Origin of the sequence: Arhodomonas sp. KWT2 (genome assembly GCF_041949875.1) — a bacterium.
Classification (GTDB): Bacteria; Pseudomonadota; Gammaproteobacteria; order Nitrococcales; family Nitrococcaceae; genus Arhodomonas; species Arhodomonas aquaeolei.
Window position 1 is genome coordinate 44,366 of record NZ_JBHFPQ010000025.1, and the last position, 25,867, is coordinate 70,232.

Here is a 25,867-nt window from a genome sequence, read left to right on the forward strand (position 1 = left end):
TTGCGAATAATTATCGTTTGGTCTATGGTGAACGCCATTCCAACGACGTGAAGGAGAAGGCGCTATGAAGTACGCTCTCACCGCCGCTGTCGCCGCTGCGGCCCTGGTCCCCGGGCTGGCCTCGGCAGTGGAGTACCCGGCGGGCAAGCCGACGACCATGCACGGACTGGAGATCGCCGCGGTATACCTGCAGCCGGTGGAGATGGAGCCCGCCGGGCAGATGTCCACGTCGAAGGCGGACGTTCATCTCGAGGCCGACATCCACGCGGTCGAGGACAACCCCAACGGCTTCGCGGTCGGCGCCTGGATGCCCTACCTCACGATCGAGTACAAGCTGACCAAGGAAGGCGGTGCCACCACCAGCGGCGTGTTCGACGCCATGGTCGCCAACGACGGCCCGCACTACGGCAAGAACGTCAAGCTCGACGGCCCCGGTGAGTACCACCTGACCTACACCATCTACCCCCCGGGGCATGCGCCCGAGGGTGTCGACGCGCCGACGTTCATGCGTCACGTGGACGACGAGACCGGTGTCGGCGAGTGGTTCAAGCCCTTTAAGGTGGATTTCGACTTCACCTATGCCGGCATCGGCAAGAAGGGTAGCTACTAGGAGACACCCAATGGTGAAGACACTGAGCCGCTGGCTCGGTCTCGCCCTGCTCCTGGCCGCCGCCACGGCGGCGGCCGAGCTGCCGACCTATCGCCTCGAGCTGCATAACGGCGAGCTGCGGCCCGCCCGCCTCGAGGTCAAGGCCGGGGAACGGTTCAAGATCGAGCTGCACAATACCGGTAACACTCCGGTAGAATTCGAGAGCACGCGGTTACGCAAAGAGAAGGTCATGGCGCCCGGCGTTCAGTCGTTCGTCGTGGTGCACCCGCTCAAGCCCGGCGAGTACGAGTTCTTCGACGAGTTCCACCTCCCCGATGCCCGAGGCGTAATCGTCGCCAAGTAGTAGCCACAGACCGGAGTTCCGTCATGGAAATGGGACAGGTGTTCTTCGTCGTCTGGCGCGAAAGCGTCGAGGCGATTCTTGTCGTTGGGATCGTCTATGCGTGGCTCCGGCATCACCCGAGCGGGCGTATCGGGCTGCGCTATCTGTGGTCCGGCGTGGCCGCGGGCCTGGTAATCGCGACGGGACTCGCCGCCGGGCTGATGGGCATGGGCAGCCTGCTCAGCGGCAGCGCCCAGGAAACCTTCCAGACCGTGATGGTCCTCGTCGCCTCGGGGCTCATCGTGCAGATGGTCATCTGGATGCGGCGCCACGGCGCGGGACTGTCGCGGGAGCTGCGCGAGAGCGTCGACCAGTCCATTGCGACCTCGCAGTACACCGGGATCGCCGTGCTGGTCGCCATCGCCGTCGCCCGCGAGGGCGCCGAGACCGTGGTCTTCCTCTACGGCATCGGTGCGGCGAGCATCAGCATGGGTAACGGCGGGACCTTCGCGCTCTACGCCCTCGCCGGATTCGGCGTCGCGCTGGTCACCTTCTACATCCTGCAGCTGGGTTCCCGGGTGTTCTCCTGGCGCCATTTCTTCCGTGTCAGCGAGGCGCTGCTGCTGCTGCTCGCCGGCTCGCTGCTGGTCAGCGGCGTGGACCGTCTGATCGGCATGGGCTGGCTGCCGGCGGGCATGGACCCGGTCTGGAGCACCCCGGGGCTGCTCGACGACTCCACGCGCTTCGGCGGTCTGGTGGCGGCGCTCACCGGCTACCGGGCCTATCCGGCGCTCACGGACGTCATCGCCCTCGCGGCCTTCTGGGTGATCGTCGTCGCACTGCTGCGCTGGAGCGGACGCCGACCGCCGCGCAGGACGGCCACAGCCGGGGAGCAGCAGCCCAGCACCGCCGCATCATGAGCTGTGCGGCCGGCATGATGCAGGGTGGCACCGCCCCAGGCGGCCGACTGGCCGCCTGGGGCGAGTGGATGCGCCGTCATCGCGGCGTGATCCAGGGTATTCAGTGGGGCGTGGTCGGCGTCTACGCCTTCCTGCTGATCGTTCCCACGCTGTTGCCCCTGCCGCCGTACACCGCCGGCATCCTGGACAACCTCACCGTCTTCGCGCAGTTCGTCTTCTGGGGCATCTGGTGGCCGTTCGTGCTGCTGAGCATCGTGCTCATGGGGCGCGTGTGGTGCGGTGTCTTCTGCCCGGAGGGTACGCTCACCGAGTTCGCCAGCCGCCACGGCCGCGGTGGCGCCATCCCGCGCTGGGTGCGCTGGGGTGGCTGGCCTTTCGTGGCCTTCGTGGGCACGACGCTCTACGGCCAGATGGCGAGCGTCTACGACTATCCCGGGCCGGCGCTGATCGTACTCGGCGGCTCCACCGTGGCGGCCATGATCGTCGGCTTCCTCTACGGCCGGGACAAGCGGGTCTGGTGCCGCTACCTCTGCCCGGTCAACGGCGTCTTCCGACTGCTCTCGCGGCTCTCGCCGCTGCACTATCGTACGCACGAGGACGCCTGGCAGGCGGCACGGCGCAGCGTCCGCCCGGAACGCGTCAACTGCCCCACCCTTCTGGCCCTGCGCGAGCTCGACGAGGCCGGCGGCTGCCACATGTGCGGGCGCTGCAGCGGCTACCGCGGGGCCATCGCGCTGGAACCGCGGCTGCCGGGATCGGAGATCACCCGTATCGGGGCCCGGAACGCCAGCGGCTGGGAGTACGTGCTGCTGGTCTTCGGTCTCATCGGCACGGCGATCGGGGCCTTTCACTGGAGCGCGAGCCCGTGGTTCGTGACTGCCAAGCAGGCGATCGCCACGTGGCTGGTTCACCACGACTGGATGTGGCCGCTGACGATGCACGCACCGTGGTGGGTGTTCACCAACTACCCGGGCGAGAACGACGTGTTCAACCTGCTCGACGGCGCGCTGCTGATCGTCTACATCGCCACCACCGCCGTGGTCGTGGGTAGCGCGGTCACCGCCGCACTGGCCCTGGGCACCCGGGCGATGGGGCAGTGGCGGCCCCAGCGGCTCTACCACCTCGCCCATTCCCTGATACCGCTCGGCGGCATAGGGGCGTTCCTCGGCCTGTCCATGACCACCGTGTCACTGCTGCGCGCCGACGGCGTGCCGGTGTTCTGGGTCGGCGAGACACGGGCGCTGCTCCTTGCCGCCGCGACGGCATGGAGCCTCGGCCTCGCCTGGCGAATCACCGCGGTACACGTGCCCGGGCAATGGCTGCGCCGTCTCGGCGGCTTCGCCGGGGGCGCCGCGGCGGCGGGCGTCGTCGCCGCGGCCTGGTGGCTCCTCTTCTGGGGCTGGTGAGGCAGGCCCGGGGCATTCAGACCCCGGCGCGCCCCATCCGCTGCATGCGTGCCAGCCAGCGGTGCCGGCGCTCGGCGCCGGCGTTTCCCACCCCGCCGATCAGGTACTCCCCGACCGGCGAGATCCCGCAAAAGCGCAGAATGTTGCGCTCCAGGCTCTTCAGGCTGTGCGCGCCGAAATACCAGCGGTAGGCGAGCGCGGGCATGCCCATGGTCACTACGACCCGTGCCGATCGCCCCTGCAGGCGTTTACGCGGGAGGCCGTCCGGGCGGTAATCGAAGGCGAAACCCGGGCGCAGGGTCTGCTCCAGGAAGGCCTTGAGCAGCGCCGGCATGGTACCGAGCCATAAGGGATAGACGATGACCACGTGCTCCGCCCAGACAATGGTCTCCTGGGCGGCGGCGATGTCCGGAGGTGGCGGTTCGCCCGTGAACGCCCGTTCGTTGCGGAGCAGCCCGAAATCGAGACCCGCGACGTCGATACGGTGCACACTGCGCCCCGTCTCGCCGGCCCCCGCCTCGTAGGCATCGGCCAGGGCGTGACACAGGTGCCCGCCCGCCGGATCCGGATGCCCCTGTACGATCGCGATACGCGTTGCCATACGCCCTCCCACGGTCCCTGTTCGCCGCCATTATCACGATCATACCGCCGCGTGGGAACGCCCGCCGGGCGGCGTTGAGAACACCGGGTACAGTGCGTTATAAGGCCGTTTATTGACGGGGCGGATTCCACCGGCCCCGAGGAGGTTGCCATATGGCCAACGGCTGGACACACGACGGCGCGGTGCAGGAGCAGATCGACAGCTCCGTGGCCGATGCGCTCGAGCGGATCCGCAGCCGCCTGCCGAGTGGCGAGAGTCTCAGCCACTGCGAGGAATGCGACGCGGAGATCCCGGTGGGCCGCCGCGAGGCCATTCCGGGTGTGCGCCTGTGCGTGAACTGCCAGGCCGCCAGGGACGAGGAAGAGAACGGATTCAGCAGCTACAACCGCCGCGCGAGCAAGGACAGCCAGCTACGCTGAGCCGGGAATCCTCGCGGCGGTGACAGAAACTTTTACGTGATTGGCTGCGCCTCACCAGCACATGCGATGATTGCACAATAAATTGACTCCGCGTGCATTCTGTCACAGATTCCCGGGCACGACCCTCCGGGCCACACCGCCACCGGGTAACGCAGGGCCCAGGACATCTCAATGCCGTCTCTTACCGCCCCTGTCAGCCGCACCCGACGATGGCTGCCCGTCGCGCTGCTCGGGGTCCTGGTCATCGGCGCGGCGGTCCTGCTCCAGCGGATCTACACGGAGTTCCGCGAGGATACGCTTGCACAGGCCGGTCGCCAGATCGAGCTCGCAGCGGCCATAAAGGCGGACGCACTACAGCGCGCTCTGGGGGAATATCACGAAACGCTTCGGGTGATCGCCGCAGACGATCGTGTCCAGAAGTCCCTGAGGGACGGCAGCGATGCGGCGCGATTGCGCGCCGTCCAGGGACTGCTGACCACGGTGGACCGTGTCCACGGACGGCTACTGTGCGCCGTCACATTGACGGCCCCCTCAGGCGTGGTGCTCAGCAAACCGGGCCAGGGTTGGTGCAACGGCCCGTTTCTCCCGGCAAGGGCGGTACGGACCAGCGAAGCAGGGCGGAACGGCCACATCCACCAGATCAACGGCCGCTGGCTGATCCACCTCGTTGCACCTGTTCAGGATGATGGCCCCCCACTGGGACAGGTGGAGGGGTGGCTGGACCTGCAGGCAATGCTCCAACACCTGCTGGGCAACGTGCACCCTTACCGCGGCGGACATGCCTACGCGGTGCGTCCGGACGGGACCATGCTCTGGCATCCCATCGGCCTCGCTGCGGACGATTCGGAAATGCGCAACGAGGTGGAAAGCGTTGCGGACCTGTCGAAGCGAATCGGTATTGCGCCCCCGTTCGGCAAAGACGATCTCATCCGGGGCCGCCACGCGGTGGCCGACGACCAGGTGGTCGCGTACGCACCGGTTCGGTGGTTCGACGAGCGTTTCTACGTCGCCGTAACCGCCCCGCTTTCAGCGGTACTCCAGCCCACGATGTCCTTCGTCTCCGACGTCGTGACGCTCGGTGCGTCCCTGCTGGGCCTGGTCATTCTGGGCTCGGGCATCGGTACGTTCCTGCACCGGCGCCACCTCGCCGCGCTCTCGGAGCTGCGCTACATCCTCCGCATTAGTCCGGCAGTGATCTTCCGCGCCCGCATCACCGGCAACCGGCTGGTACCGACGTTCATCAGCGATACGGTCCGGACGATCCTCGGCTTCGCCCCGGGGCAGTTCGGCGATTCCGAGTGGTGGCTGAGACAGGTAGACCCCCGGGACCGGCAACTGGTGCGGGACAGCCGGAATCGACTGCTCGACGACGGCCGCGTGACCCAGACGTACCGTGTCCACGGAGCGAACGGCGACGTGCGGTGGCTCCAGGAAAACCTGGAGATAATCAACGAGGATGGCGGCACCACCGGTGAGGTCGTCGGCGCGCTGCTGGACGTGACCGCCCATAGCGAGGCGGAGGCGTCACGGCGGCTCGCGGACAATTTCTTCGAGCACTCGGAGGAGCTCTGCATGGTGCTCGATGCCAAGCGGCGAATCCTGCGCGTGAACCGTGCATTCACCCGAATCACCGGCTACGACGCGGACGAGATCGTGGGTGCCGCGGTAGCGGACGGACGTTACGGCGATGACGACATCTTCGCCGACGAGGCCGTCTGGCGACAGCTCGAAACCATGGGCAGCTGGCAGGGAGAGGCACGCCGCCGCCGACGCACGGGCGAGTCCTACCGCCTGTGGGTGACCCTGACGGCCATACATGATGATGACGGCTACATCACGCATTACACACTCAGCGGCCTCGACGTCAGCCGCGGTGACGCCCTGGAGGCACGACTGTACCGGATGGCGAATTACGACGACGTCACCGGCCTGCCCAACCGGAACATGGCCCTGGACCGGCTGAGCCAGATGCTCGCTACCGATGCCGGGAAGAACAGCTCCGGCGTCGCCGTGCTCTTCGCGGACATCCACCGCTTCAGCCGGATCCACGAAACACTGGGTCCGCGTCTCTCCGAGCAGCTCCTGCGCCTGGTCGGGGAACGGCTCGACCAGGTCGTGCGTCCCTCGGGGGGCATCGCCGCACGCTACGGTCACGACACCTTCCTGGTACTTCTCCGGGACACGCGAAATCGCCTGCCCCGTTCCGCCGAACACATGGCCAGCCGAATGGTTTCCTCTGTCGAGGCCCCGATCCCGCTGGCGAACCAGACGATATTCACCAACCTCAATGTAGGCGTGGCGATCACGCCGGAGGACGGTCGCGACGCGGAACGACTCGTCATCGCCGCGATGACTGCCACCCGCCGGGCACAACAGTCCGCCGTGATCAGCTACAGCTTCTTCCAGGCCGATTTCGCGGCACACGGACAACGCCGGCTGACCGTGGAGAACCGCCTGCGCACGGCGCTCGACAGCGACACCCTGTCACTGCACTACCAGCCCCAGATCCGGCTGGAAGACGGCGGGATCGTGGGCGCGGAGGCGCTGCTTCGCTGGCACGATGCAGAGCTCGGCCCGGTGAGCCCGGCCGAGTTCATACCCGTGGCCGAGGAGAGCGGTCTGATCGAGGAGATCGGCGCCTGGGTGCTGGAACAGGCGTGCCGCGAGGCCGCCGGCTGGCCGGTGGCCGGGGTGGGTGCCCTGCGCGTGGGCGTGAACCTGTCACTGCGCCAGTTCCGCAGCGACACCCTCGTCGCGACCGTGGACCGGGTGCTGGCCACCTCGGGCCTGCCCGCGGAGCGGCTGGAGCTCGAGATCACCGAGGGCACCGCCATGTCGGACTCCGAGGCCACCGCGGCGGCCCTGACCGCGCTGCGCGAGCGCGGCATCACCGTGGCGGTGGACGACTTCGGCACCGGCTATGCATCGCTGTCGTACCTCCACAGCCTGCCCGTGGACACCATGAAGATCGACCGCTCGTTCGTGCAGAGCCTGGATACGGAGCCGCGCAGCGCGGAGATCGCCCGCGCCATCATTTCGCTATCGCACACGCTGGGCCTGCGGGTGATCGCCGAGGGTGCCGAGACGCCCGGACACGTCGCGTTCCTGCGGCGGGAGGGCTGTGACGAGGTCCAGGGCTTCCACTTCTCACGCCCCCTCCCGGCGGAGGCGTTCCGGGAGTGGGTGGTCGCGCGCAAGGGCGGCTGATCCGTGCATACCGGCGCGGCCTGATCCATGATCGGTATACGGGTAGCCACCGGAGGGGACCATGCGCACCGCCACCGCATTCCTGATCGCGATCACCGTACTGCTCTTCAGCGGCACCGCCACCGGGCTGCGCTGCGGCAGCCGCCTGATCCAGCCGGGTGACAGCACCCTCCGGGTGGCGCGCCACTGCGGCGAGCCGGACTACATCGAGCACCGTGCGGAGGCCTTCGTACCCGGGACGGGCTACGTCAGCGACGTGGAGGCGTGGTACTACAACCGCGGCCCCCAGCAGTTCCTGCGCATCCTGACCTTCCGTAACGGCGAGCTGGTACGCGAGGAGACCGGCGGCTACGGCTTCTCCTCCGGCGTGGCGGGCCAGTGCACGCCCAACAGCATCCGCACCGGTATGTCCAAGCTCGAGCTCTACAGCCGCTGCGGGACACCCGCGCACCGGCGCACACGCTTTCGCACCGGGGTGTCCGACGACCGACGGCATTCGCTGAGCGCGCTCGAGCAGGTGGACGAATGGGTCTACTCGTTCGGCCCGACGCGATTCAACCGGATCGTGGAGATCGTCAACGGCGAGGTGCGATCGGTGACCGTTGGCGAGGAGCGCGGCGATTGACCGGGGCCGCGCAGCTGCGTTTCTACGCGTCACTGAACGACTTCCTGGCACCGGAGCACAGACAGCGGCCATTCGACTACCAGGTTGCGCGACGGGCCTCGGTGAAGGACGTCATCGAGGCGCTGGGCGTGCCACATACCGAGATCGGCCTCATCCTCGTCGACGGGACCGCCGTCGGCTTCGGCCACCTCGTCACCGCCGGCGAGCGGATCAGCGTCTACCCCGTCTTCACCACGCTGGCACCGGACGGCGCCTCACTGCTGCGGCCACCACCGGCGTTGCCGCCCCGCTTCGTCGCGGACACGCACCTGGGCACGCTGGCCCGCTACCTCCGGCTGCTCGGCTTCGACACCCGCTACCGCAACGACCATGACGATGCCACCCTGGCGGCGATCGCCGCCAGCGATGCCCGCATCCTGCTCACCCGCGACCGCGGGCTGCTCAAGCGCCGTCTGGTCACCCACGCCTGCTTCCTGCGGGCCGACACACCCCGGGACCAGCTCCACGAGGTGGCGGTACGCTTCCCGCTCGCGGCCTGGATGGACCCGCTCAGCCGCTGTGCCCGTTGCAACGGCGTCCTCCGCGCGGTGGACAAGGCCGCCATCGAGCATCGCCTGGCACCGAAGACCCGCCGTTACTACCGGCGCTTTCGCGAGTGCGACGGCTGCGGCCAGCTCTACTGGGCGGGCAGCCACGTGCGCCACCTGGAGGCGCTGGTCGCGGAGGTCCGCGACGGTGCCGGCGGGGGCGCGCCTCCCGGGACACGGGAGATCGCGCACGCCCCGCCCCACTGACCGGGGACAGGGTTCAACGCGTACCCGCCGCGGCCGGCGCCGCTTGATGGAGGAACGCCAGCACCTCGCCCATCAGGGCGTTGATCGCCTCGTAACGGGTGTCCGGGGCCGCCAGGATGTCCGCCGCGCTCTGCACGTAGGGGGCGGGCACGAGCTCGTCACCGCAGTGCTCCACCAGCGCCCGCGCGGAGGCCGGCGTCGTCTCCAGGTGGAACTGCAGCCCGAGCACGGTGCGCCCGAGCTGGAATGCCTGGTTCGGACAGACCGGGCTGCTCGCCAGCCGCACGGCCCCCGGCGGCAGCGCCAGGGCCTCGCCATGCCAGTGGAAGACCTCCACCGACGGCGGGAAACGGAACAGCGACCGATCGCCACCACCCTCGCCCCGGATCGGGAACCAGCCGATCTCCTTCTCCGGGCCCGGACCAACAGCGCCCCCCATGGCACTGGCGATCACCTGCGCGCCGAGGCACACGCCGAGCACCGGGGTCCCCGCCTCGATGATCCCGCGCACGAACGCCTTCTCCGCCGCCAGCCAGGGGAACGCCACCTCGTCGTTGACGCTCATCGGCCCGCCCATGACCACGAGAAGGTCCACCTCGTCCGGCGCCGGCAGTGCCGCCGTGCGATACAGCGGCGTGCCGGTGACGGTGTAGCCGGCGTCCTCCAGCCATTCGGCGATGCGCTCCGGCCCCTCGAAGGGCACGTGCTGTAGATAGTGCGCGCGCATGATCGGCTCCCTGCAATACGTGATCCGTGCCGGCGGCCGCGAGCCGCCCCGGTGCCGATTATGGGCGGTCGGGATACATCGTTCCATCGTGCGGCCGGGAGAGGGACGAAGCAGCATCCACGACCGGGCGGAGCCGGGGACCGCTGACGCCCCCACCAGCGCCCGCCGCAAGAATCCGAGGCAGGGGCGAAACGATACCGCATGGCCGCTGCGGTGCAGGCGCCCGTGCTACGGTATAGCCGCGGCTACGCCAGCCGGCCCGCCGGCCACTGCCCGTCCGCAGGCCGCGGCCGGCTATTATCGTGTCGATACGGTGATGGAATCCGAACGCATGGAGTGCCCGAAGTGCGGTGCGTCGCGGAGCGCGGAGCAGGTCACCTGCACGCACTGCGGCGTCGTCTTTCACAAGTACGCGACCTACCTCGCGCGGCTGGAGGCCTACGAGGCCCGGCGCGCCGAGCGGCGTACGCCGTTGCGCGAACGCCTGGCCGGCCGGGCGGCGGCGCTGGCGGTGCCCCCGGCAGCCATGGCGACGCTGTGGTGGGGCTATCTCGCGCTGTGGCTGGCCTTCCTGGTCTGGGGCGGCAGCTACATGATTCAGGACATCGCCGCTCTGGGACGGGACGCCGGGTTCCTGCACAACGTCAACCTGCCCTTCCACGAGTTCGGCCACCTGCTCTTCCGGCCCTTCGGCGAATGGGTCACCTCCCTCGGCGGCACCCTGGGCCAGCTCCTGATGCCCGTCATCTGCGGCATCGCCCTGCTGCGCGGGCGCGGCGACACCTTCGGCGCCAGCCTGTGCCTGTGGTGGTTCGGCGAGAACTTCCTGGACATCGCCCCCTACATGGCCGACGCCCGCGCCGGCCAGCTCCCGCTGCTCGGCGGCAACACCGGGCACACCGCCCCCTACGGCTTCCACGACTGGGAGTACCTCCTCGGCGAGACGGGTCTGCTGGCTTACGACCGGCTTCTCGCGGCGATCACCCTCAACGCCGGCCGGCTGATCATGGCCGGCGCGCTACTCTGGGGCGCGGTGCTCCTCCTGCGTGCCCGCGCCGCGCGCTGACACCGGCCCCGGTGGGTGGTCTACGCTTGGGACAGGAGACACGCGGGCACCCGCCCGCCGGCACTGCGGAGGAGACCATGAGCGCTCACGTCTACAAGGTCACCGAGCTCTGCGGCTCGTCGCCCAAGGGCATCGAGGCCGCCGTCGAGAACGCCATCTCCCGCGCCTCGGAGACCCTGCACAACATCCGCTGGTTCGAGGTCACCGAGACGCGGGGCGAGGTCGAGGACGGGCGCGTCGCCCACTGGCAGGTCACGGTGAAGCTCGGCTTCACCCTCGACGACTGACCCCGACACCGGGGCGGACGCCGGTGGCCCCGGCGTCACGCCCCGCGGGGCACATTCGACCATCAGCCCTCGTCGAGCGGCGGCACGTTGGCGATCCGTCCCCAGGTGGACTTGTTGCCCCAGATGTTCTGGCGCAGGCCCTCGAGCTGGAGGATCTGGGAGTGGTCGACGAACAGGTTCACCTCGTTGCCGTAGTTCTTCACGTACCACTCGAACACCAGGGGGTCGGCGGCCTCGAACATCACGTTCTCCAGCCCGAGACCGTTGATGATCGCGGCGACCGCACCGGTGCTCCAGGGCGCCACGTTCTCGGTGATGCCCTCGGACTCGATCATGATGATGTCCGCCCCGGCATCCAGCGCCTGCCGGCCGCGGTTCACCAGGTCACCGACGTCCTTCTTGCCCTCGGCGGCGAGTTCCGCCTCGGTGGAGTCGCCCCCGGAGCCGAACTGGATGCCGAGCTCGGGCTTGGCCTTGAGCCCCGCACGCCGGACGCGCTCGACCAGCCGCACCAGCGATGACGTGGGCATGGACAGGAACCCCGTGGAGATCTCGATGACATCGAAACCCACCTCCTTCGCCTCGGCGAGATAGCGGTCCACCGCCTCCGGCCCGTAACGCAGCACGGTCTCGATCCAGCCGCCGGAGGAGACGTAGGCGTCGTGCTCGTGGGCGAGATCGCTGATCGCACGGACCTGCTCGCGGGGCAGCAGCGCGAACGAGCCGCCGGCCCACTTCACGCCGTCCACCCACTGGCCGGCGACGTCGAGCACGTCGGCCAGATGCCGGGTGCCGTAGGTGGCGTAGTAGGGACCGCGGATCTCGGTCACGCCCACGGAGCGGGGCTTGTCGGGACGGTGTGCACGGGGAATGAAGTCGAAGCTGGTTTCGGCCATGACTGCACCTCCTGGACCATGTCCGGAAAAGGCCGATGTGTGAGTCTGTCCCCCGGCTATACCCCTGTATGTTGCTGCGAATGATTGCTATTTCAAGAGCGGAAAGACCCGGCCCATGGGTCCTCCACCGCTTCGCCGGCGAGCCGGAAGCCGTAACACCCTTAGAGCCGCCGCGCGGGTATCCTCTTCCGCCGCGGCGTCAGACACCGGAGCAGCGAGTATCCCCCGGGGTCTCGCGGTAGATCCGGAACAGCCGCCGCAACAGTTCGACGACGGCCACCCCGCCGGTGCCGTCCACGGGCACGATGTCGGGGTTCAGGGATCAGAGCTCGGTGGCGACGCGGTTGCGGCCGTCGCGTTTCGCGCGGTACAGCGCCTGGTCCGCACGCTGTAACACCGCCTCGTGGCTGCTGTCGGCGCGCCGCAGGTGGGCCACGCCGATGCTCACGGTAAAGGTGATGGTATGACTGTCCACCCGCACCGGGGTCTGCGCCATCTGCCGGCACAGCCGGTCCGCCACGGCATCCGCCTGCTCGCCGGCGCCGAGAAGCACCGCGAATTCCTCGCCGCCGATCCGCGCGGCAATGTCGACGGCACGGAGGGTCGCCCGGAAACGCCCGGCGAGATGGCGCAGCACCTCGTCGCCCGCGGCGTGGCCGTGACGGTCGTTGATGTCCTTGAAGTGATCGATGTCGACCATGAGCACCGCCGCCGGGGTCTCGGCGTCCCGGGCCTGGCGCCACGCGAGCTCCAGGGCCTCGATGAACATGCGCCGGTTGGCGAGCTCGGTGAGCGCGTCGGTGTTGGCCAGGTGTTTGAGCCGCTCCTCCATGGCCCGGCGCGCGGAGATCTCCGCGTCCGCGGACTGCATCCGCCGCTCGGCGTCCTGGCGGGCGCGCCCCTCCTCGGCAAGGCGGTCGATGAGCTCGATGTTGCGCACCGAGATCGCGGCCTGGGCGGCAAGGAACTCGATCAGCGGGCGCTGACGCTCGTCAAAGGCCTCCGCGGTCAGGGCATGCTCCAGGTAGAGCACACCGATGAGTTCGCCGAGGTAGGTCAGCGGCACGCACCAGGCAGTGCCGGTGAACCCCCCGCCGCCGGTATCGGCCGGGTTGAGATAGCGGTCGTTGGCGAGCATGAGGTTGTGCTCGACCTCACCGCGGCCGAAGCGCTGCATCCGCTGGGTGCGCGCGACATAGCGGATCACCGAACGCGGCAGGCTCTCGACATTATCGACCAGCGGTGGCGTATCGTAGTAGCGTGCCCCGTGGATGCCACTGTCCATGGCGACGCGGAGATCGTCGTCCCTGGCCAGCAGCAACACGACACGCTGGGCACCGGTCTGCAGGGCGACGTTGCGGATGATCTCGGGCACGAGCTCATCGAGCTCTGTGTGCAGCGACAGCGCCTGGGCGATCTGGATGACCGCATCCATCTGCGGTCCCCGCCCCGCCGGCTCGTCCGCGCGGGCACCGCCGTCGAACCGCGCCAGCGCCGCCGACGCCCGGCCCTGCCGGAACGCCTGGGCGAGCTGGTCTTCGTAGATGCCGGCGAAGGCGTTGCGGCCGCGCTCGCGCCAGTACAGGGCGGCACGCCTGGCGATCAGGGCCGCCGCCGGCCAGCAGGACTGCCGCTGGGCGGCCTGGAGGGCATCGTCGTAGGCGTCGATGAGTGCGGTGACGTCACCGTCCCGGCGCGCCTGCTCGGCCTGCATCAGCCGGTACCAGTGCTCGAAGTTGTCGGGGGCGTGGCGGCGCCAGCGCCCGTAGCGCGCGACGGCGTCCTCCAGGGCGGCCGCCACCGTCCCGTCGTCGGCGTCCAGGGCCTCGGGCGCCTGCACCAGCACCAGTGCCCTGAGCGCCGGGAACTGGGTGACCGGCAGCAGTCCCTGCACGGAGACGCTGTCGAGCCGCGTCTCCGCCTCGCCTATGCTGTGCGCCGCGGCGCTGACCTCTCCGAGCTGCAGCAGCGCCATGGCGCGCATGATGTGGTAGATACACAGAACCTGGAGGTTCTCGTGCGCCTCGCAGCGTGCGAGGTAATCCGTCTCGCTCTCGTGCTTGTGCAGCCAGTCGGGCTCGTCCCGTCCGCCGTGGAGCAGGGAGAAGACACGCAGCGCCCCGGTGATGAGATCAATGCCCCAAAGGTTGCGCCGCCGCTCGGTGTACTCCAGGTAGCTCAGGACATCCGGGATAAGCTCGTCCAGCGGCTCACCGCGGAAATAGCGGCAGTAGGTATCGTGGCCGAAGCCGTAAACGGCGTACTGGAGGTTCCCCGAGGCCTGGCCGGTACGGTAGGCCTCCAGGTAGTCCTCGCTTGCTGCCTGCAGCGGTGCGAACCAGTGGGTCAGCGAGCTACCCATCATCAGGTGCGCCATGCTGTTCTCCGCGCGGTCCGTGAACTGCGCCATCAGCTCCCGGGTCGCACGATAGAGCGCCGCGCAGTCGCCGCCGTCACCCTGCCCCACGTGGGTCAGCAGGCCGCCGTAGGCGGGGTAACTGTATGCCGCCCCGGTAACGTTGCCGCTCTCCAGGCACAGCCGCACCTCGCGGGCCACGATCACCGACCACAGCCCCGGGTGGGCGCGGTAACACGGCGGCCCCAGCGCGATCAGCAGCTTCATCACCGCGCGCCGGCGCCGGTCGGTCATGGCCGGCATGCCACCGAGCGACTCCAGCGGGCGCCCCTCCAGCAGGGAACGCACCGCGGCGAGCTCGCGGTCGCGGACGTCCTCCAGGTCCGCCTCCGGCAGGACCTCGCCGAACTGAGCCAGCGCCTCGCGCCCCACCGCCACGGCCTCGGTGTAGTGCGCCCGGAGCGTGCACTGGACAACGCGCATGTAGTAAAGGTCGGCGCGACGGAAGATGTCCGTCTCGCGCGCGATCGCCTCGCTGACGTAGCGCTCCGCCGCCTCGAAGTCGCTGTTGAGGTATTCGAGCTCGCCGCGTTCGCGGTAAAGCGCGTAGGCGAGCGCCGGGTCCCGTTCCCAGATGTCTCCAGGCAGGCGTGACATGCCGGCGCGCATGTGCTCCACCGCGGCGGCGAAGGCGGCCGCCGCCTTGGCCCGGCGGGCGGCGTCCAGGTTCACCCGCGCCAGGTCCGTACCCGCCTCCGCGCCGCTCACCAGGGAACGGGCGAGGTTGAGGTGACCAGCGATCTCGATCACCCGCTCGGCACGGCGCGCCGCCGGCAGGCGCTCGCGCAGCAGGTGGGCGATCCTCAGGTGCAACGGCTCCACCGCCTCCTCGGGGAGGGCACGGTAGGCGACCTCCTGCATGCGGTCGTGGGCGAAACGAAAGCTGCGGGAGACGACCCGGTCTCCGACCAGGGCGGGATCCCCCACGGGCAGTATGAACTCCTCGTCGAGCACCGGCCGCAGCAAATCGTAGACATCCGTCATCTCGCGCCCCGCCAGCCAGGCGAGGATATCGAGATCGAAAGACGTCCCGAGGCACGCCGCCCAGGAGAGTAGCTGCTGGCTCTCCCGCGGCAGCCCGTGCAGGCGGTGAAGCATCAGGTCGACGACCTGATCCGGCACCCCGGCACCGCGCACGGCGTCCAGGTCCCAGCACCACTGGCCGGCGTCGTCCATGAACAGCCAGCCCCTGTCCCGCATCGTGCGCAGCAGCTGCCAGATGAAGAACGGATTGCCGCCGCTGCGGTGCAGCACCTCCTTTGCCAGCTCCGCGACCTCACCGGCGGAGCGCCGGGCGCCCTCAGTCAGCAGCGTCGTCACGTCCGCCTCGGTCAACGGCGAGAGCTCCAGCGCACTGAGGGTAAACCGCCCCCGCTCCTGGAGCGTGCGCCGGGCCAGCATCAGTGGGTGGGTGGCGGGGACCTCGTCGTCCCGATAGGCGGCGATGATCAGCAGCGGCAGCTGCTCGAGCCGCTGCACCAGCGTCTCCAGAAGCTCCAGGGAGGCATCGTCGATCCACTGCAGGTCATCGAGGAAGACCACCAGCGGCCGGTCCGCCTCGCTGAACACGCGGAACAGACGCAGCACCGTGTCCCGGAACCGCTCCTTGGCCTCCGCCGGCGGCAGGTCCCCTGGCGGCGGCTGCTCGCCGAGCAGGGCCTGCATCGACGGGCTCAGGGCCGTGAGCAGACCCGCCTGCGCGCCCAGCGCCTCGCACAGACGGCCACGCCACCACTCCAGTGTCTCCGCCGGCTCGGCGATGATGAAGGCGACGAGGTCCTCCAGCGCGTCCAGCCAGGCGCCATAGGGACGGGCCCGCTTGAGCTGGTCGAACTTGCCGGAGACGAAGAACGCCCGCTGCCGTGTCACCGGCAGATAGGTCTCGCGGATGAGGGTCGTCTTGCCGATCCCCGAGGCACCGGCGATGAGCACGAGCTGGGGACGGTGCTCGAAGGCACGCTCCAGGCTGTCCATGAGGCGCCGGCGCTCGGTCTCACGGCCGTAGAGACGGTGGGGGATGTCCAGCGGCCGCTGGCCCTCGCGACCGCTCAGCAGACCGTGATCGTCCGCACGCCGGCCATCGATCACGTCCGCCACCAGGCGCAGGTCTGCGAGCAGTTTCTCACCGTGCTGGTAGCGGCCGTCAGGGTCCTTTTCCATCAGGCGCAGCACCACCCGGGAGACGACCTCCGGGACATCGTCCCGCCGTGCCCGCGGCGGGACCGGCTCCACCGCGAGGTGCTGGTAAATCAGCTCATGGGCGTCATCGGCGGAGAACGGCGGCTGACCCACGAGCAGCGTGTAGAGCACCGCGCCCAGGCTGTAGTAATCCGCGCGGTAGTCCACCGGCCGGTTGAACCGGCCGGTGAGCTCCGGCGCCATATAGCGCAGGCGGTGGGTGTTCGAGTCCGGGACATCCAGATCGCGGTGCTCGCGGCGAATGCGCACCGCCCGAGAGAAATCGGTGATGTAAATCCGCTCACCGTTCCAGATAAAGGTCTCGGGACGGAGGTCACGATGGACGAGGCCGGCGGCATGCACCTCGATCAGCGCCTCGGCCGCGGCGGTGGCAATCACCAGCCATTGCCGCAGCCCCGGCAGCGCGATGTCGTCCAGCAGCTCGCCCCCGGGGTCGTCGAAAAACAGACAGGCATCCTGTCCGCTGCCCTCGAGACGCTCCAGCGTCAACGCACAGGCGAGATCGTGACGGCTCACCACCTCGTGATCCGAGTGCAGGCAGACCGCTTTGGCCGATGACCCCATCCCCGAGCGCAGCTTCACGAGCCGGCGCCGCGTCCCGTCCTGCCCCGGCTCGACACGGAGCAGCCGGGTCGAGCCGTCGTCGCGAAGGACCTCGAGAATGCACAGACTCTCGTTCCACCCCAAGGGCTGCCCCGTCTCCCCCAACTGCGACCCCGCTGTTTCCGCCGTGCGGACGGCACGCGCGGTGCGCATGCCCCGTCAACCCCGTGTGTACGCGTGTCCCGCCGCCGGACCCGTCACGTGCTGCACGGCCCGGCCAGTATTTTCTCAGCGTATATCGGGTCCGCCAGCCGTGTGTCAATCGTTCAGCGGCGCCGTTCACACCTTTTCATGGCCGTCAGGTCCGTTCCGTCGCCAGCGCCTCCCGCCGCCGGCACATCGCGACAAAGTAGAGCGCGGCCCCGAGCACCGCACCGATGACCCAGCTGTAACCGGCGAGCACCTGCAGGGCCGGCACCCACACGGAGGCGACGGAGAACGCCGCTGCGGGCAGCCAGGCGGCAAGCGCCCGGACATTCCAGCCATTGTCGTACCAGTAGGCACCGTCCGCGCTGGCGGAGAAGAGATCCTGGACGTCGAAACGCCCGCGTTTGATGAGGTAGTAGTCCAGCACCATGATCCCGTAGACAGGCGCGAGCACGGCCCCGAGGGTGTTCACGAAGCCGGTAATCCCGAGCTGGCTGATCAGCGACACCCACAGGCCGCCAATGAAGAACGCCGCCACGGCGGTAATCACGCCGCCGATGCGGAAGCTGATCCGGCTCGGCCAGAGGTTGGCGAGGTCGAAGGCCGGCGGGATGAAGTTGGCCACCAGATTGATGCCCACCGTCGCGGTAAAGAAAACCACCGCCGCCACCACCGTCAGCACGACATTGTCCACACGCTCGACGATATCCGTGGGGTTGGTGAGCTGCTCGCCGAACAGCTCCACGGTACCCGCCGTGATCACCAGCGCGATCAGCGAGAAGAACACCAGGTTGACCGTCAGGCCCAGAAAGTTGCCCAGCTTCATCTCGCGCTCGCTGCGCACGAACCGGGAGAAGTCCCCGAAGTTGATCACCACCGCGGCGAAATAGGCGATCATCGTGCCGGTCACCGCGAGAAACGCCCCGAGCGTGCCGCCGGCGGGCTCGCCCCCGGCGGAGAAGATCTCTCCGAGCTCCGCGAACAGCCCGCCACCGGCACGCCAGACGATCACCAGCATCAGCGCGACCATCACCAGGTACACGAACGGCCCGGCCCAGTTGAGGAAGCGGCGGATCCACTCGATACCGTTCCAGAACAGGTAGAGCTGGAACAGCCACACCAGCGCGAACGACAGCCACCCGACCCCGGTCATGCCCAGCACGGTCTGTCCGCCCCCCAGGCCGGTCACCCCGCTGATCAGCAGCTCCACCGCCGTTGAGGCGAAGTAGGTCTGCACGCCGTACCAGAAGATCGCGACGATGCCGCGCACCATCGCCGGCAGGTTGGCCCCGCGCACCCCCATGCTCGCCCGGGCGAACACGGGATAGGGAATGCCATAGCGCACGCTGGGCTGGCCGGAGAGGTTCACCAGCACCATCACTACGACGCCTGCAAGCACGATGGCGCCGAAGACAAGCCAGCCGTTCAACCCGTAGGAAAGGAACAGCGACGCCGCCAGGGTGTAGCCGAACAGGCTCTGGATATCGTTGGCCCAGACGTTGAAGATCTCGAACCAGCCCCAGCTCCGCTTGTCCCGCGGCACCGGGGCCAGGTCGTCGTTGTAGAGGGAGGGTTCGACGTGGCGGATACTCAGGTCGGGTTCGCTGCTCATCTCGGCTACCCCTGCGACGGCGTGGACGTGGCGCGGTCACGACTCGGCCCCGGTCGCTCTTACCGTGCCCCCGACCAGCCGCACGTAGCAAGGACCGTTCCGCGTGCTGCACTGCCGTAAATTTGCCGCCCGCACCGGCGTCTGCGCGAGCCGGCCGGGGCCGTGCTGCACCACGGCCGCACCCGCGCGGCCGGGGAATGCACGACCCGCTGCTCATCGCCGACGTGACAGCCCACGCCGCACCCGCGCGGCCGGGGAATGCACCAGCGTGATTCACAGCGGCACTCAGCGTGCGGCCGTCGCCTCCCCGGTCTCCGCCTCCGATTCCGCCTGCTGAAGCCGCCAGAGATGGGCATAGAGGCCGTCGCGGGCAAGCAGCGCGGCATGGCTGCCACGCTCGCGGATACGGCCGTGCTCCATCACCAGGATCTCGTCGGCATCCGCGACGGTGGAGAGGCGGTGCGCGATCACCAGGGTGGTGACGCCGCGGGCGACCTCGTCGAGGGCCCCCAGGATGGCGCCCTCGGAGCGGGAATCCAGGCTCGAGGTCGCCTCGTCGAAGACCAGGATCGGCGGCTGCTTGAGGATCACCCGGGCGATGGCCACCCGCTGCTTCTCGCCGCCGGAGAGCTTGAGCCCGCGCTCGCCCACCACGGTGTCGTAGCCGTCCGGGAGCGTGACGATGAAGTCGTGGATGTCCGCCAGCCGGGCGGCCCGTTCGATCTCCGCACGGCCGGCCGCCGGCGCCCCGTAGCCGATGTTGTAGGCGATGGTGTCGTTGAACAGCACCGTGTCCTGGGGAACGATGCCGATGGCCGTGCGGACGCTGTCCTGGGTGCACTCGCGCAGGTCCTGGCCATCGATGGTGATCCGCCCCTCGTCCGGGTCCCAGAAGCGGAACAGCAGCCGCGCCAGCGTCGACTTCCCGGCCCCGGAGGGTCCGACCACCGCCACCTTCCGGCCCGGTCCGATAGTGAAGTCGATGTCCTCCACCACCCGCCGCTCCGGCCGGTAGCCGAAGGCCACACCCTCGAAACGCACACACCCCTCGCGCACCATCAACGGCTGTGCGTCCGGCCGGTCGGTAACCCCGGCGGGGGTGTCGAGCAGCCGGAAGACCAGGTCCATGTCCGCGAGCGCGTACTTCATCGCCCGGTAGATGCTGCCGAGCACGTTCAGCGGCATGAACAGCTGCAGCAGCAGCCCGTTGACCATCACCAGGTCGCCCAGCGACATCGCGCCCGCCGACACGCCCAGCGCGGCCTGCACCATGATCGCGGTCACCGCCACGGCGATGATCGCGCCCTGGCCGAAATTCAGCACGCCCATGGAGACCTGGGTGCGCACTGCGGCGTCCGTCCACTCGTCCAGGGTGCGGTCGTAGGCCCGCAGCTCGTGGGGCTCGTTGTTGAAGTACTTGACCGTCTCGTAGTTGAGCAGGCTGTCCACGGCCCGGTCGTTGGCCCGGGACTCCAGCGCGTTCATGCGGTGGCGGTGGGACATGCGCCACTCGGTCACCGACAGGGTGAAGGCGATGTACACCGCGATGGCCGCCGCCGTGGTGGCGGAGAAGGTCCAGCTGTAGTGCCAGATCAGGATGCCCACCACCAGCAGCGTCTCCGCCAGGGTCGGCACGAGATTGAGCACCAGGTAGTTGAGGATGCTGCTCACACTGCGCGTGCCACGGGCGAGGTCCCGGGACACGGCGCCGGTCCGCCGCTCCAGGTGGTAGCCCAGCGAGAGCTCGTGGAGGTGGCGCAGCACCGTGGTCGAGAGGCGGTGCATGGCCGCGTAGCGCACCCGCGCGAATAGCGCGTCGCGCAGCTCCGAGAAGCCGGAGTTCGCAAGCCGCAGCGCCCCGTAGGCGCCGAGCAGCCCCAGCGCGGTGACGAACATCGCCGAACCACCGGTGTCGAGGGCATCCACCACGCGCTTGAGCAGCAGCGGCACGCCCACCACCGCGAGCTTGGCGCCGATCAGCGCGGCCAGGGCCAGCGCCACACGGCCCCGCCACGGCCGCAGGTACCCCAGCATGCGCCACAGGTTGCCGGCGTCGGTGCGCCCCGACGGGCTCTCGGTACGCGGGTGGTGCCACACCGGCCTCATGCGCCGGCCCTCCACGGGATACGGGATCGATTCGTCGTCACGCCCTGCCCTTCCGGATATGGTGGATGAAGGCCGCCGCCGGCAGACGGGGCCCGAACCCTCACCCCATGGTACGCCGCTGCCGCCGTGGCGACAGCGCGGCGACGGCACTGGCGGTGTGCCGGGGCTGGATGGATTCCAGCGAGGACATGGGGCGGCAAGGCGTGAGGGGCGTGGCGGGGCGCAGGTGACGAATAGGCGCGCAGGGCTGCCACCGCCCCGCTTTCGCAGCCAACCCGGCCCAAGTCGGGCGGGCTGCTAGTCCGTGACGATACCGCGCCGGCGCAGCCCCCGGCGGCTCAGGGCAACGACGACCCCGATCAGCACCATATGGCTCAGGCCCACGACCAGGAGTCCGAGCGCCACGGCGCCGCGGTCGACCGGGCCCTCCTCGGCGGCCAGCACCGCAGCGGTGACCCCGCCCTGCACCGCGACATCGACGATGACCATCCCGAGGAAGACGGCGTTGCGCTCGCCGTTCGAGAAATACCGCCCGTTGCGCCGGCCGAACGCATCGCATACCCAGAGCACGCTCGCGCACAGGATACCGATATTGACCCCGCTGCCGGCGTCCAGCCCAAGCCAGTCCACCACGGCTCCGGCAGCCAGCAGGAGCATGACGTAGATCAGAAGGAAACGCAGGATAGCGCCCGGTATGGACATGATGTTCACCCCTTCCCTGGTGGTCGAAAACGCGAAATCACGGCCGGCACGGATACGAGCCGGACCGCCGCAAAACCCGCGGGACGACACCGTCAAAACGGGCAGGTGCCGCCCCGCTCCTCCCCGTCGCCGGAAACGGGCGTGCGGTTTGGGCGATCACGCACCGCACCACCGTCCCCGGCAATGGGCCTCCGTGCAGTCTGCCCCGTCCGCGCCGTGCATGCACGCGCTCCGCCACCCGGGTTCACGGCGGTCCCCCGCCGTAGATCGGCTGCTCGAAGGCAGCCGACATCCCCGACCTATCGGCCATGGAGCGGTCGCTCGAAGGCAACCCACAATCCCCGGGGAGGGAATGGCCCATGCGGGCGGGCCGCCGGCCTCATGGGATCGGCCATTCGTATGGATCGGGCGTGACGGCGTGCGCCCCCGCCCGGCCGGCAGGCACCCGGCACACGAGCGCTGCACCGGCAGGCCGGGCGAGACGATCGGGGCTGTCGGCTGCCTTCGAGCAGCCGGCCTACCCGGAATCGCCGCGGCTCAGCGCCGCCAAACCGGCCGTGGAGCGGTCGCTCGAAGGCCTCCGACCTTCCCTGGCGGCTCCGGGCCCCTCTCCCTTCACGGGAGAGTGGGTTGGGGAGAGGGTGTGCCCCGGCACCACCGCGCAAACGGGTTCACCCGCCAGCGCGCAGTAACGGTAGGTCGTGCACGGCCGCCGGCCGTGTGCGACATCGCCGCCGATCCACAACGAGACGTGACATCACAAACGGGCATCTCGGCCGTTGAGGAGGAGACCACCCAGGACGACTGATTACCAATCCCAACGCGGCGGGACGCCGTCACCCGCCGCCGGCGCGCAGGCGCACGCCCCGCAAGCGGTTGAGGGCCGCCATGACCTCCGCGATGCGGGGGCGGGCGAGGTCGCCGTCGGGCCGGGCCGTGAGCCCGGTCCAGTCCGATTCCAGCAGGCGTGCTACGGCATCCGCCGGTGCGGACAGCCATACCTCATCGGATTCAGCCAGACGGGCCAGGACCCGCGCGACCCCGCGGACCTGGCTCGGGTCGACGAGCTGCTCCACGGCGCGCAGGTCGACCTCATCCTCGCCATAGACCAGGGTATCCACGCCCCGGACCTTGACCCGGGGCTTGCCCTTGCCGGTACGCGGATCGAGGGAACGGGGCTGGAGCACCCGCGGGCGCGGCGCCGCGAGGTCGCGCTCGCCCTCCTCCCGGCGCTGCCCGGCGTGCGCCTCGGCGATGCGGTGGGCCTCGGCAGTGACGTCCCGCGGGAGGTAGTCATGCATCTGGATAACGGCATCGGCGTGGGCGAAGTAGTCGCCGGAGCCGCCCATTACCAGCACGGTGGCGACACCGAGGCGGTCGCGCAGCTCCCGGATGCGGTCCACGAAGGGCGTGATCGGCTCGTCGCGCTTGGCCACCAGCGCCTGCATGCGCTCGTCGCGGATCATGAAGTTGGTCGCCGACGTATCCTCGTCGACGAGCAGGCTGCCGGCCCCCAGCTCCAGCGCCTCCTGCAGTGCCGCCGCCTGACTGGTGGAGCCGGAGGCAAGCGCCGTGTCGAAGGCCTCGGTGGACTTGCCGTAGGGGAGATGGTTGATGAACGGCGAGAGGTCCAGCGCATGGACCGCACGTCCGTCCTCGGCACGGATCTTCACCGCCGAGGGCTCGGTGACCACCCGCTCGCGACCATCCCCCGGGACATGGTCGTAGACCCCGAGCTCCAGCGCCCGGAGCAGTGTGGACTTGCCGTGGAAGCCGCCACCGACGATCAGGGTGATGCCGGAGCCGATGGCCAGCCCGCGCACCGATCCGGCATGCGGGGCCTCGAGCGTGACCGCCAGCGCGTCCGGCGCCTCGAAGGCAATCGCCTCCTGCAACGGGCGATCATCCACGCCGGAGCGCCGCGGCAGCACCGCTCCATCGGCGACGAAGGCCACCAGCCCGCGCTCCGCGAGCTGCGAGCGCAGCGCCACCTGATCCTCGACGGTGTCGCAGTGCCGGGCCAGCGCTCCATCGTCCCGCTGCCCCGGGCGCAGGGCCTCCACGGCCTCCGGCAGGCGCCGGCAGAGCAGCGCCGCCGCCTGGCGCCCGAGGATCGTCCGTCCCCGCGCCGGCAGGCCCAGGGTGAAGCGCACCTCCACCCCGGTGTCGGTGAACAGCACCGCGGTGCGGTCCAGCACCGTCTGTGCCCCGGCATCGATGGCCATGGCGCGCTCGTCGCGGACCGCGCGGCGGAAACAGCGCGCCAGGTAATCCCGCGCGGCCCGCGCCCGCTCGCCGGTCACGCAGTCCCCGGGCAGGTCGGCCACGTCGTAGGGCAGGATCACGCGCAGCCGCGACGGCGCGGCATACGGATCCGCCTGGACGTGATCGACGACGAGAGTGAAGGCATCGAAGGCATACTCGCCCTCGATATCGCGGTACGCCTTGTAGCCCTTGCCGTCGATGCGCTGGAGCGCGGCCTGGAGCTTCTGCATGAGGATACCTCTTCGCCGAATCTGCAAACGCCGCCCAGACTGCCACAGCGTCGGCGACTCCAGCAGCCGAGCCAAAGGCACAAGCAGGCCCGCCTCGCTCGGCTACTCCAGGCAACCGATAGGTTGGGTAATGCCCCAGGGTGCAACCGCGTAGGTCGTGCGCCGAAGGCGTGCGACATTCCCCGTTCACCGGCGGGGACGTCGCACACGGCCACCGGCCGTGCACGACCTACCCGCGGTGGCGCCCGTAGGTCGGCCGCTCAAGGCAGCCGACATCTCTGTTCATGCAGTCGCACCGCACCGTGATTCGACCACGCCCACAACCCCTCCACATCACCCCATAATGGCGCCATGACCGCCCCGAACCGAACCATCATGCACGTCGACATGGACGCCTTCTTCGCGTCCGTGGAGCTGCTGCGCCGCCCGGAGCTCGCCGGGCAGCCGGTGGTGGTCGGCGGCCGGGGCGACCCGAACCGCCGCGGGGTCGTCTCCACCGCGACCTACGAGGCCCGGCAGTACGGCATCCACTCCGCGATGCCCCTGCGCCGGGCGCTGGAGCTCTGCCCCCATGCCGTGTTCCTGCCGGTGGACCTCGCCGCCTACCGTGCCGCCTCCACGGAGGTCTTCGCCCTGCTGCGCGAGCTCTCCGAGCACATCGAGCCCGTGGGACTGGACGAGGCCTACCTGGACGTCAGCCACCGTCCGGAACCGCCGCGCACCCTCGGCGCCGAGCTCAAGGCCCGCATCCATTCGCGCACCCGGCTCACCGGCTCCGTCGGCCTTGCCCCGAACCGCCTCCTCGCAAAGATCGCCTCGGACCTGGAGAAACCCGACGGCCTCACCGAGCTGACCCTGGACGACGTCCCCGACCGGGTCTGGCCCCTGCCCGTGCGCACCCTCCACGGCGTCGGCCCACGCACCGGCGAGAGGCTGGCCGACCTCGGCATAGAGACCATCGGGGACCTCGCCGCCACGCCCGTGGAACGCCTGGCAACCGCCTTCCCCGCGAACCACGCGCAGGCCCTCTCCGAGCGCGCCCACGGCCATGACGAGCGCCCCGTCGCCCCGCGCCGTCAACGCAAGTCGATAGGCCGCGAAACCACCTTCCAGAAGGACTGCCGCTCCAGCGCCCGACTCGCCTGGCTGGCCGAGGAGATGCTTGCCGGCCTCATCCCGCGGCTGACCGAGCGCGGCCTGCGCGCACGGACAGTGACGGTGAAGATCCGCTACCGCGACTTCGTCACCCAGACCCGCTCCCTGTCACTGAACGAGGCGAGCGCCGACCCCGATACCCTCGCCGCCGCCGTGCAGGAATGCCTGCGCCAGCACACCCTCCACCGCGCGGTACGGCTGCTCGGCGTCTCCCTCTCCCAGCTCACCGACACCCCCGAGGGCCCCCAACAGCTCTCCATCATCCAGTGAGCCCGAGCCTCCTCCTCCCGCAAGCCCCCTCCGTACAGCCCCTCTCCCTTCACGGGAGAGCGGTTTGGGGAGAGGGTTTTGGGAATTCGGGGAGAGGGTCTTTGAGCTGGTCTAATTTTCGTGGACACCTCGTTAGGTGGAATGATCTTGCCCAAGACGAGGAGAACAGCCATGGCGCGCGAACGGCGCAAGTTCACGGCGGAATACAAGCAGCGGATTGCCCGGCTGGTGGTGGACGACGGGCTGAGGGTGGTTGATGTCTGCCGGGACCAGGATCTCGGT

Annotated in this window: 20 protein-coding genes; 12 read left to right on the forward strand and 8 right to left on the reverse strand. The window is 69.3% G+C overall.

Going from position 1 to position 25,867, the window contains the following annotated elements:
• Positions 1-64: 64 nt before the first annotated feature.
• The 4 genes from ACEZHJ_RS02250 to ACEZHJ_RS02265 are packed head-to-tail and all read left to right on the forward strand — an operon-like array spanning position 65 to position 3,258.
• The gene (locus ACEZHJ_RS02250) at positions 65-610 is read left to right on the forward strand and encodes an iron transporter (RefSeq protein ID WP_163139094.1); all 546 of its coding nucleotides are present in this window, start codon (positions 65-67) and stop codon (positions 608-610) included.
• A gap of 10 nt (positions 611-620) precedes the next feature.
• Positions 621-953: a cupredoxin domain-containing protein gene (locus tag ACEZHJ_RS02255; RefSeq protein ID WP_018718474.1), complete on the forward strand. Its 333-nt coding sequence runs from the start codon at positions 621-623 to the stop codon at positions 951-953.
• Between the two features lie 23 nt (positions 954-976).
• Complete coding sequence (locus ACEZHJ_RS02260) at positions 977-1,852, forward strand: FTR1 family protein (protein WP_205599738.1); 876 nt, start codon at positions 977-979, stop codon at positions 1,850-1,852.
• A complete protein-coding gene (locus ACEZHJ_RS02265; RefSeq protein ID WP_163139095.1) occupies positions 1,849-3,258 on the forward strand; it encodes a 4Fe-4S binding protein in 1,410 nt (469 codons plus the stop codon). The genes ACEZHJ_RS02260 and ACEZHJ_RS02265 overlap by 4 nt, the downstream gene beginning before the upstream one ends.
• A gap of 16 nt (positions 3,259-3,274) precedes the next feature.
• On the opposite strand, the gene ACEZHJ_RS02270 is transcribed toward ACEZHJ_RS02265, so the two are convergent.
• A complete protein-coding gene (locus ACEZHJ_RS02270) occupies positions 3,275-3,859 on the reverse strand; it encodes an NAD(P)H-dependent oxidoreductase (RefSeq protein ID WP_163139096.1) in 585 nt (194 codons plus the stop codon).
• A gap of 152 nt (positions 3,860-4,011) precedes the next feature.
• Here ACEZHJ_RS02270 and ACEZHJ_RS02275 point away from each other — a divergent pair, with 152 nt between their 5' ends.
• The 4 genes from ACEZHJ_RS02275 (at position 4,012) to ACEZHJ_RS02290 (ending at position 8,904) form a co-directional block, all read left to right on the forward strand.
• Positions 4,012-4,278 carry a DksA/TraR family C4-type zinc finger protein gene (locus ACEZHJ_RS02275; protein WP_163139097.1) on the forward strand — a complete coding sequence of 89 codons (267 nt, stop codon included), beginning with the start codon at positions 4,012-4,014 and terminating at the stop codon, positions 4,276-4,278.
• 171 nt (positions 4,279-4,449) lie between these two features.
• A complete protein-coding gene (locus ACEZHJ_RS02280; protein ID WP_163139098.1) occupies positions 4,450-7,485 on the forward strand; it encodes an EAL domain-containing protein in 3,036 nt (1,011 codons plus the stop codon).
• Between the two features lie 61 nt (positions 7,486-7,546).
• Positions 7,547-8,110, forward strand: coding sequence for a DUF2845 domain-containing protein (locus ACEZHJ_RS02285; RefSeq protein ID WP_163139099.1), 564 nt, complete (start codon positions 7,547-7,549; stop codon positions 8,108-8,110).
• Positions 8,107-8,904, forward strand: coding sequence for a Mut7-C RNAse domain-containing protein (locus tag ACEZHJ_RS02290; protein ID WP_205599739.1), 798 nt, complete (start codon positions 8,107-8,109; stop codon positions 8,902-8,904). Before ACEZHJ_RS02285 ends, ACEZHJ_RS02290 begins: the two co-directional genes overlap by 4 nt.
• Before the next feature lie 13 nt (positions 8,905-8,917).
• Here ACEZHJ_RS02290 and ACEZHJ_RS02295 read toward each other — a convergent pair whose 3' ends face one another.
• Positions 8,918-9,631, reverse strand: coding sequence for a type 1 glutamine amidotransferase (locus ACEZHJ_RS02295; protein ID WP_259199373.1), 714 nt, complete (start codon positions 9,629-9,631; stop codon positions 8,918-8,920).
• Between the two features lie 316 nt (positions 9,632-9,947).
• Here ACEZHJ_RS02295 and ACEZHJ_RS02300 point away from each other — a divergent pair, with 316 nt between their 5' ends.
• Positions 9,948-10,697 carry a zinc ribbon domain-containing protein gene (locus tag ACEZHJ_RS02300; RefSeq protein WP_163139102.1) on the forward strand — a complete coding sequence of 250 codons (750 nt, stop codon included), beginning with the start codon at positions 9,948-9,950 and terminating at the stop codon, positions 10,695-10,697.
• 77 nt (positions 10,698-10,774) lie between these two features.
• Positions 10,775-10,984, forward strand: coding sequence for a dodecin (locus tag ACEZHJ_RS02305; protein ID WP_018718484.1), 210 nt, complete (start codon positions 10,775-10,777; stop codon positions 10,982-10,984).
• 62 nt (positions 10,985-11,046) lie between these two features.
• Here the strand turns inward: ACEZHJ_RS02305 and ACEZHJ_RS02310 are convergent, their stop codons facing one another.
• The 6 genes from ACEZHJ_RS02310 to ACEZHJ_RS02335 form a co-directional block, all read right to left on the reverse strand.
• A complete protein-coding gene (locus ACEZHJ_RS02310; protein ID WP_163139103.1) occupies positions 11,047-11,880 on the reverse strand; it encodes a phosphosulfolactate synthase in 834 nt (277 codons plus the stop codon).
• Positions 11,881-12,202: 322 nt separating this feature from the next.
• Positions 12,203-17,182 carry a diguanylate cyclase gene (locus ACEZHJ_RS02315; protein WP_375036199.1) on the reverse strand — a complete coding sequence of 1,660 codons (4,980 nt, stop codon included), beginning with the start codon at positions 17,180-17,182 and terminating at the stop codon, positions 12,203-12,205.
• Positions 17,183-17,396: 214 nt separating this feature from the next.
• Positions 17,397-18,857, reverse strand: a complete 1,461-nt coding sequence (locus ACEZHJ_RS02320) for an NCS1 family nucleobase:cation symporter-1 (RefSeq protein WP_163139802.1) — start codon at positions 18,855-18,857, stop codon at positions 17,397-17,399.
• 285 nt (positions 18,858-19,142) lie between these two features.
• Positions 19,143-20,963, reverse strand: a complete 1,821-nt coding sequence (locus ACEZHJ_RS02325) for an ABC transporter ATP-binding protein/permease (protein ID WP_163139800.1) — start codon at positions 20,961-20,963, stop codon at positions 19,143-19,145.
• 297 nt (positions 20,964-21,260) lie between these two features.
• Positions 21,261-21,665 carry an ABZJ_00895 family protein gene (locus tag ACEZHJ_RS02330; RefSeq protein WP_163139798.1) on the reverse strand — a complete coding sequence of 135 codons (405 nt, stop codon included), beginning with the start codon at positions 21,663-21,665 and terminating at the stop codon, positions 21,261-21,263.
• An 836-nt stretch (positions 21,666-22,501) separates the two neighbouring features.
• On the reverse strand, positions 22,502-24,160 hold the full coding sequence (locus ACEZHJ_RS02335) for an ABC-ATPase domain-containing protein (RefSeq protein WP_375036200.1): 1,659 nt from the start codon (positions 24,158-24,160) through the stop codon (positions 22,502-22,504).
• 351 nt (positions 24,161-24,511) lie between these two features.
• Between ACEZHJ_RS02335 and dinB the strand changes: the two genes are divergently transcribed.
• Positions 24,512-25,585, forward strand: a complete 1,074-nt coding sequence (gene dinB / locus ACEZHJ_RS02340; RefSeq protein ID WP_375036201.1) for a DNA polymerase IV — start codon at positions 24,512-24,514, stop codon at positions 25,583-25,585.
• A 171-nt stretch (positions 25,586-25,756) separates the two neighbouring features.
• Positions 25,757-25,867, forward strand: a 111-nt coding sequence (locus ACEZHJ_RS02345; RefSeq protein ID WP_375036202.1) for a transposase, incomplete at its 3' end; no start/stop codon positions are given.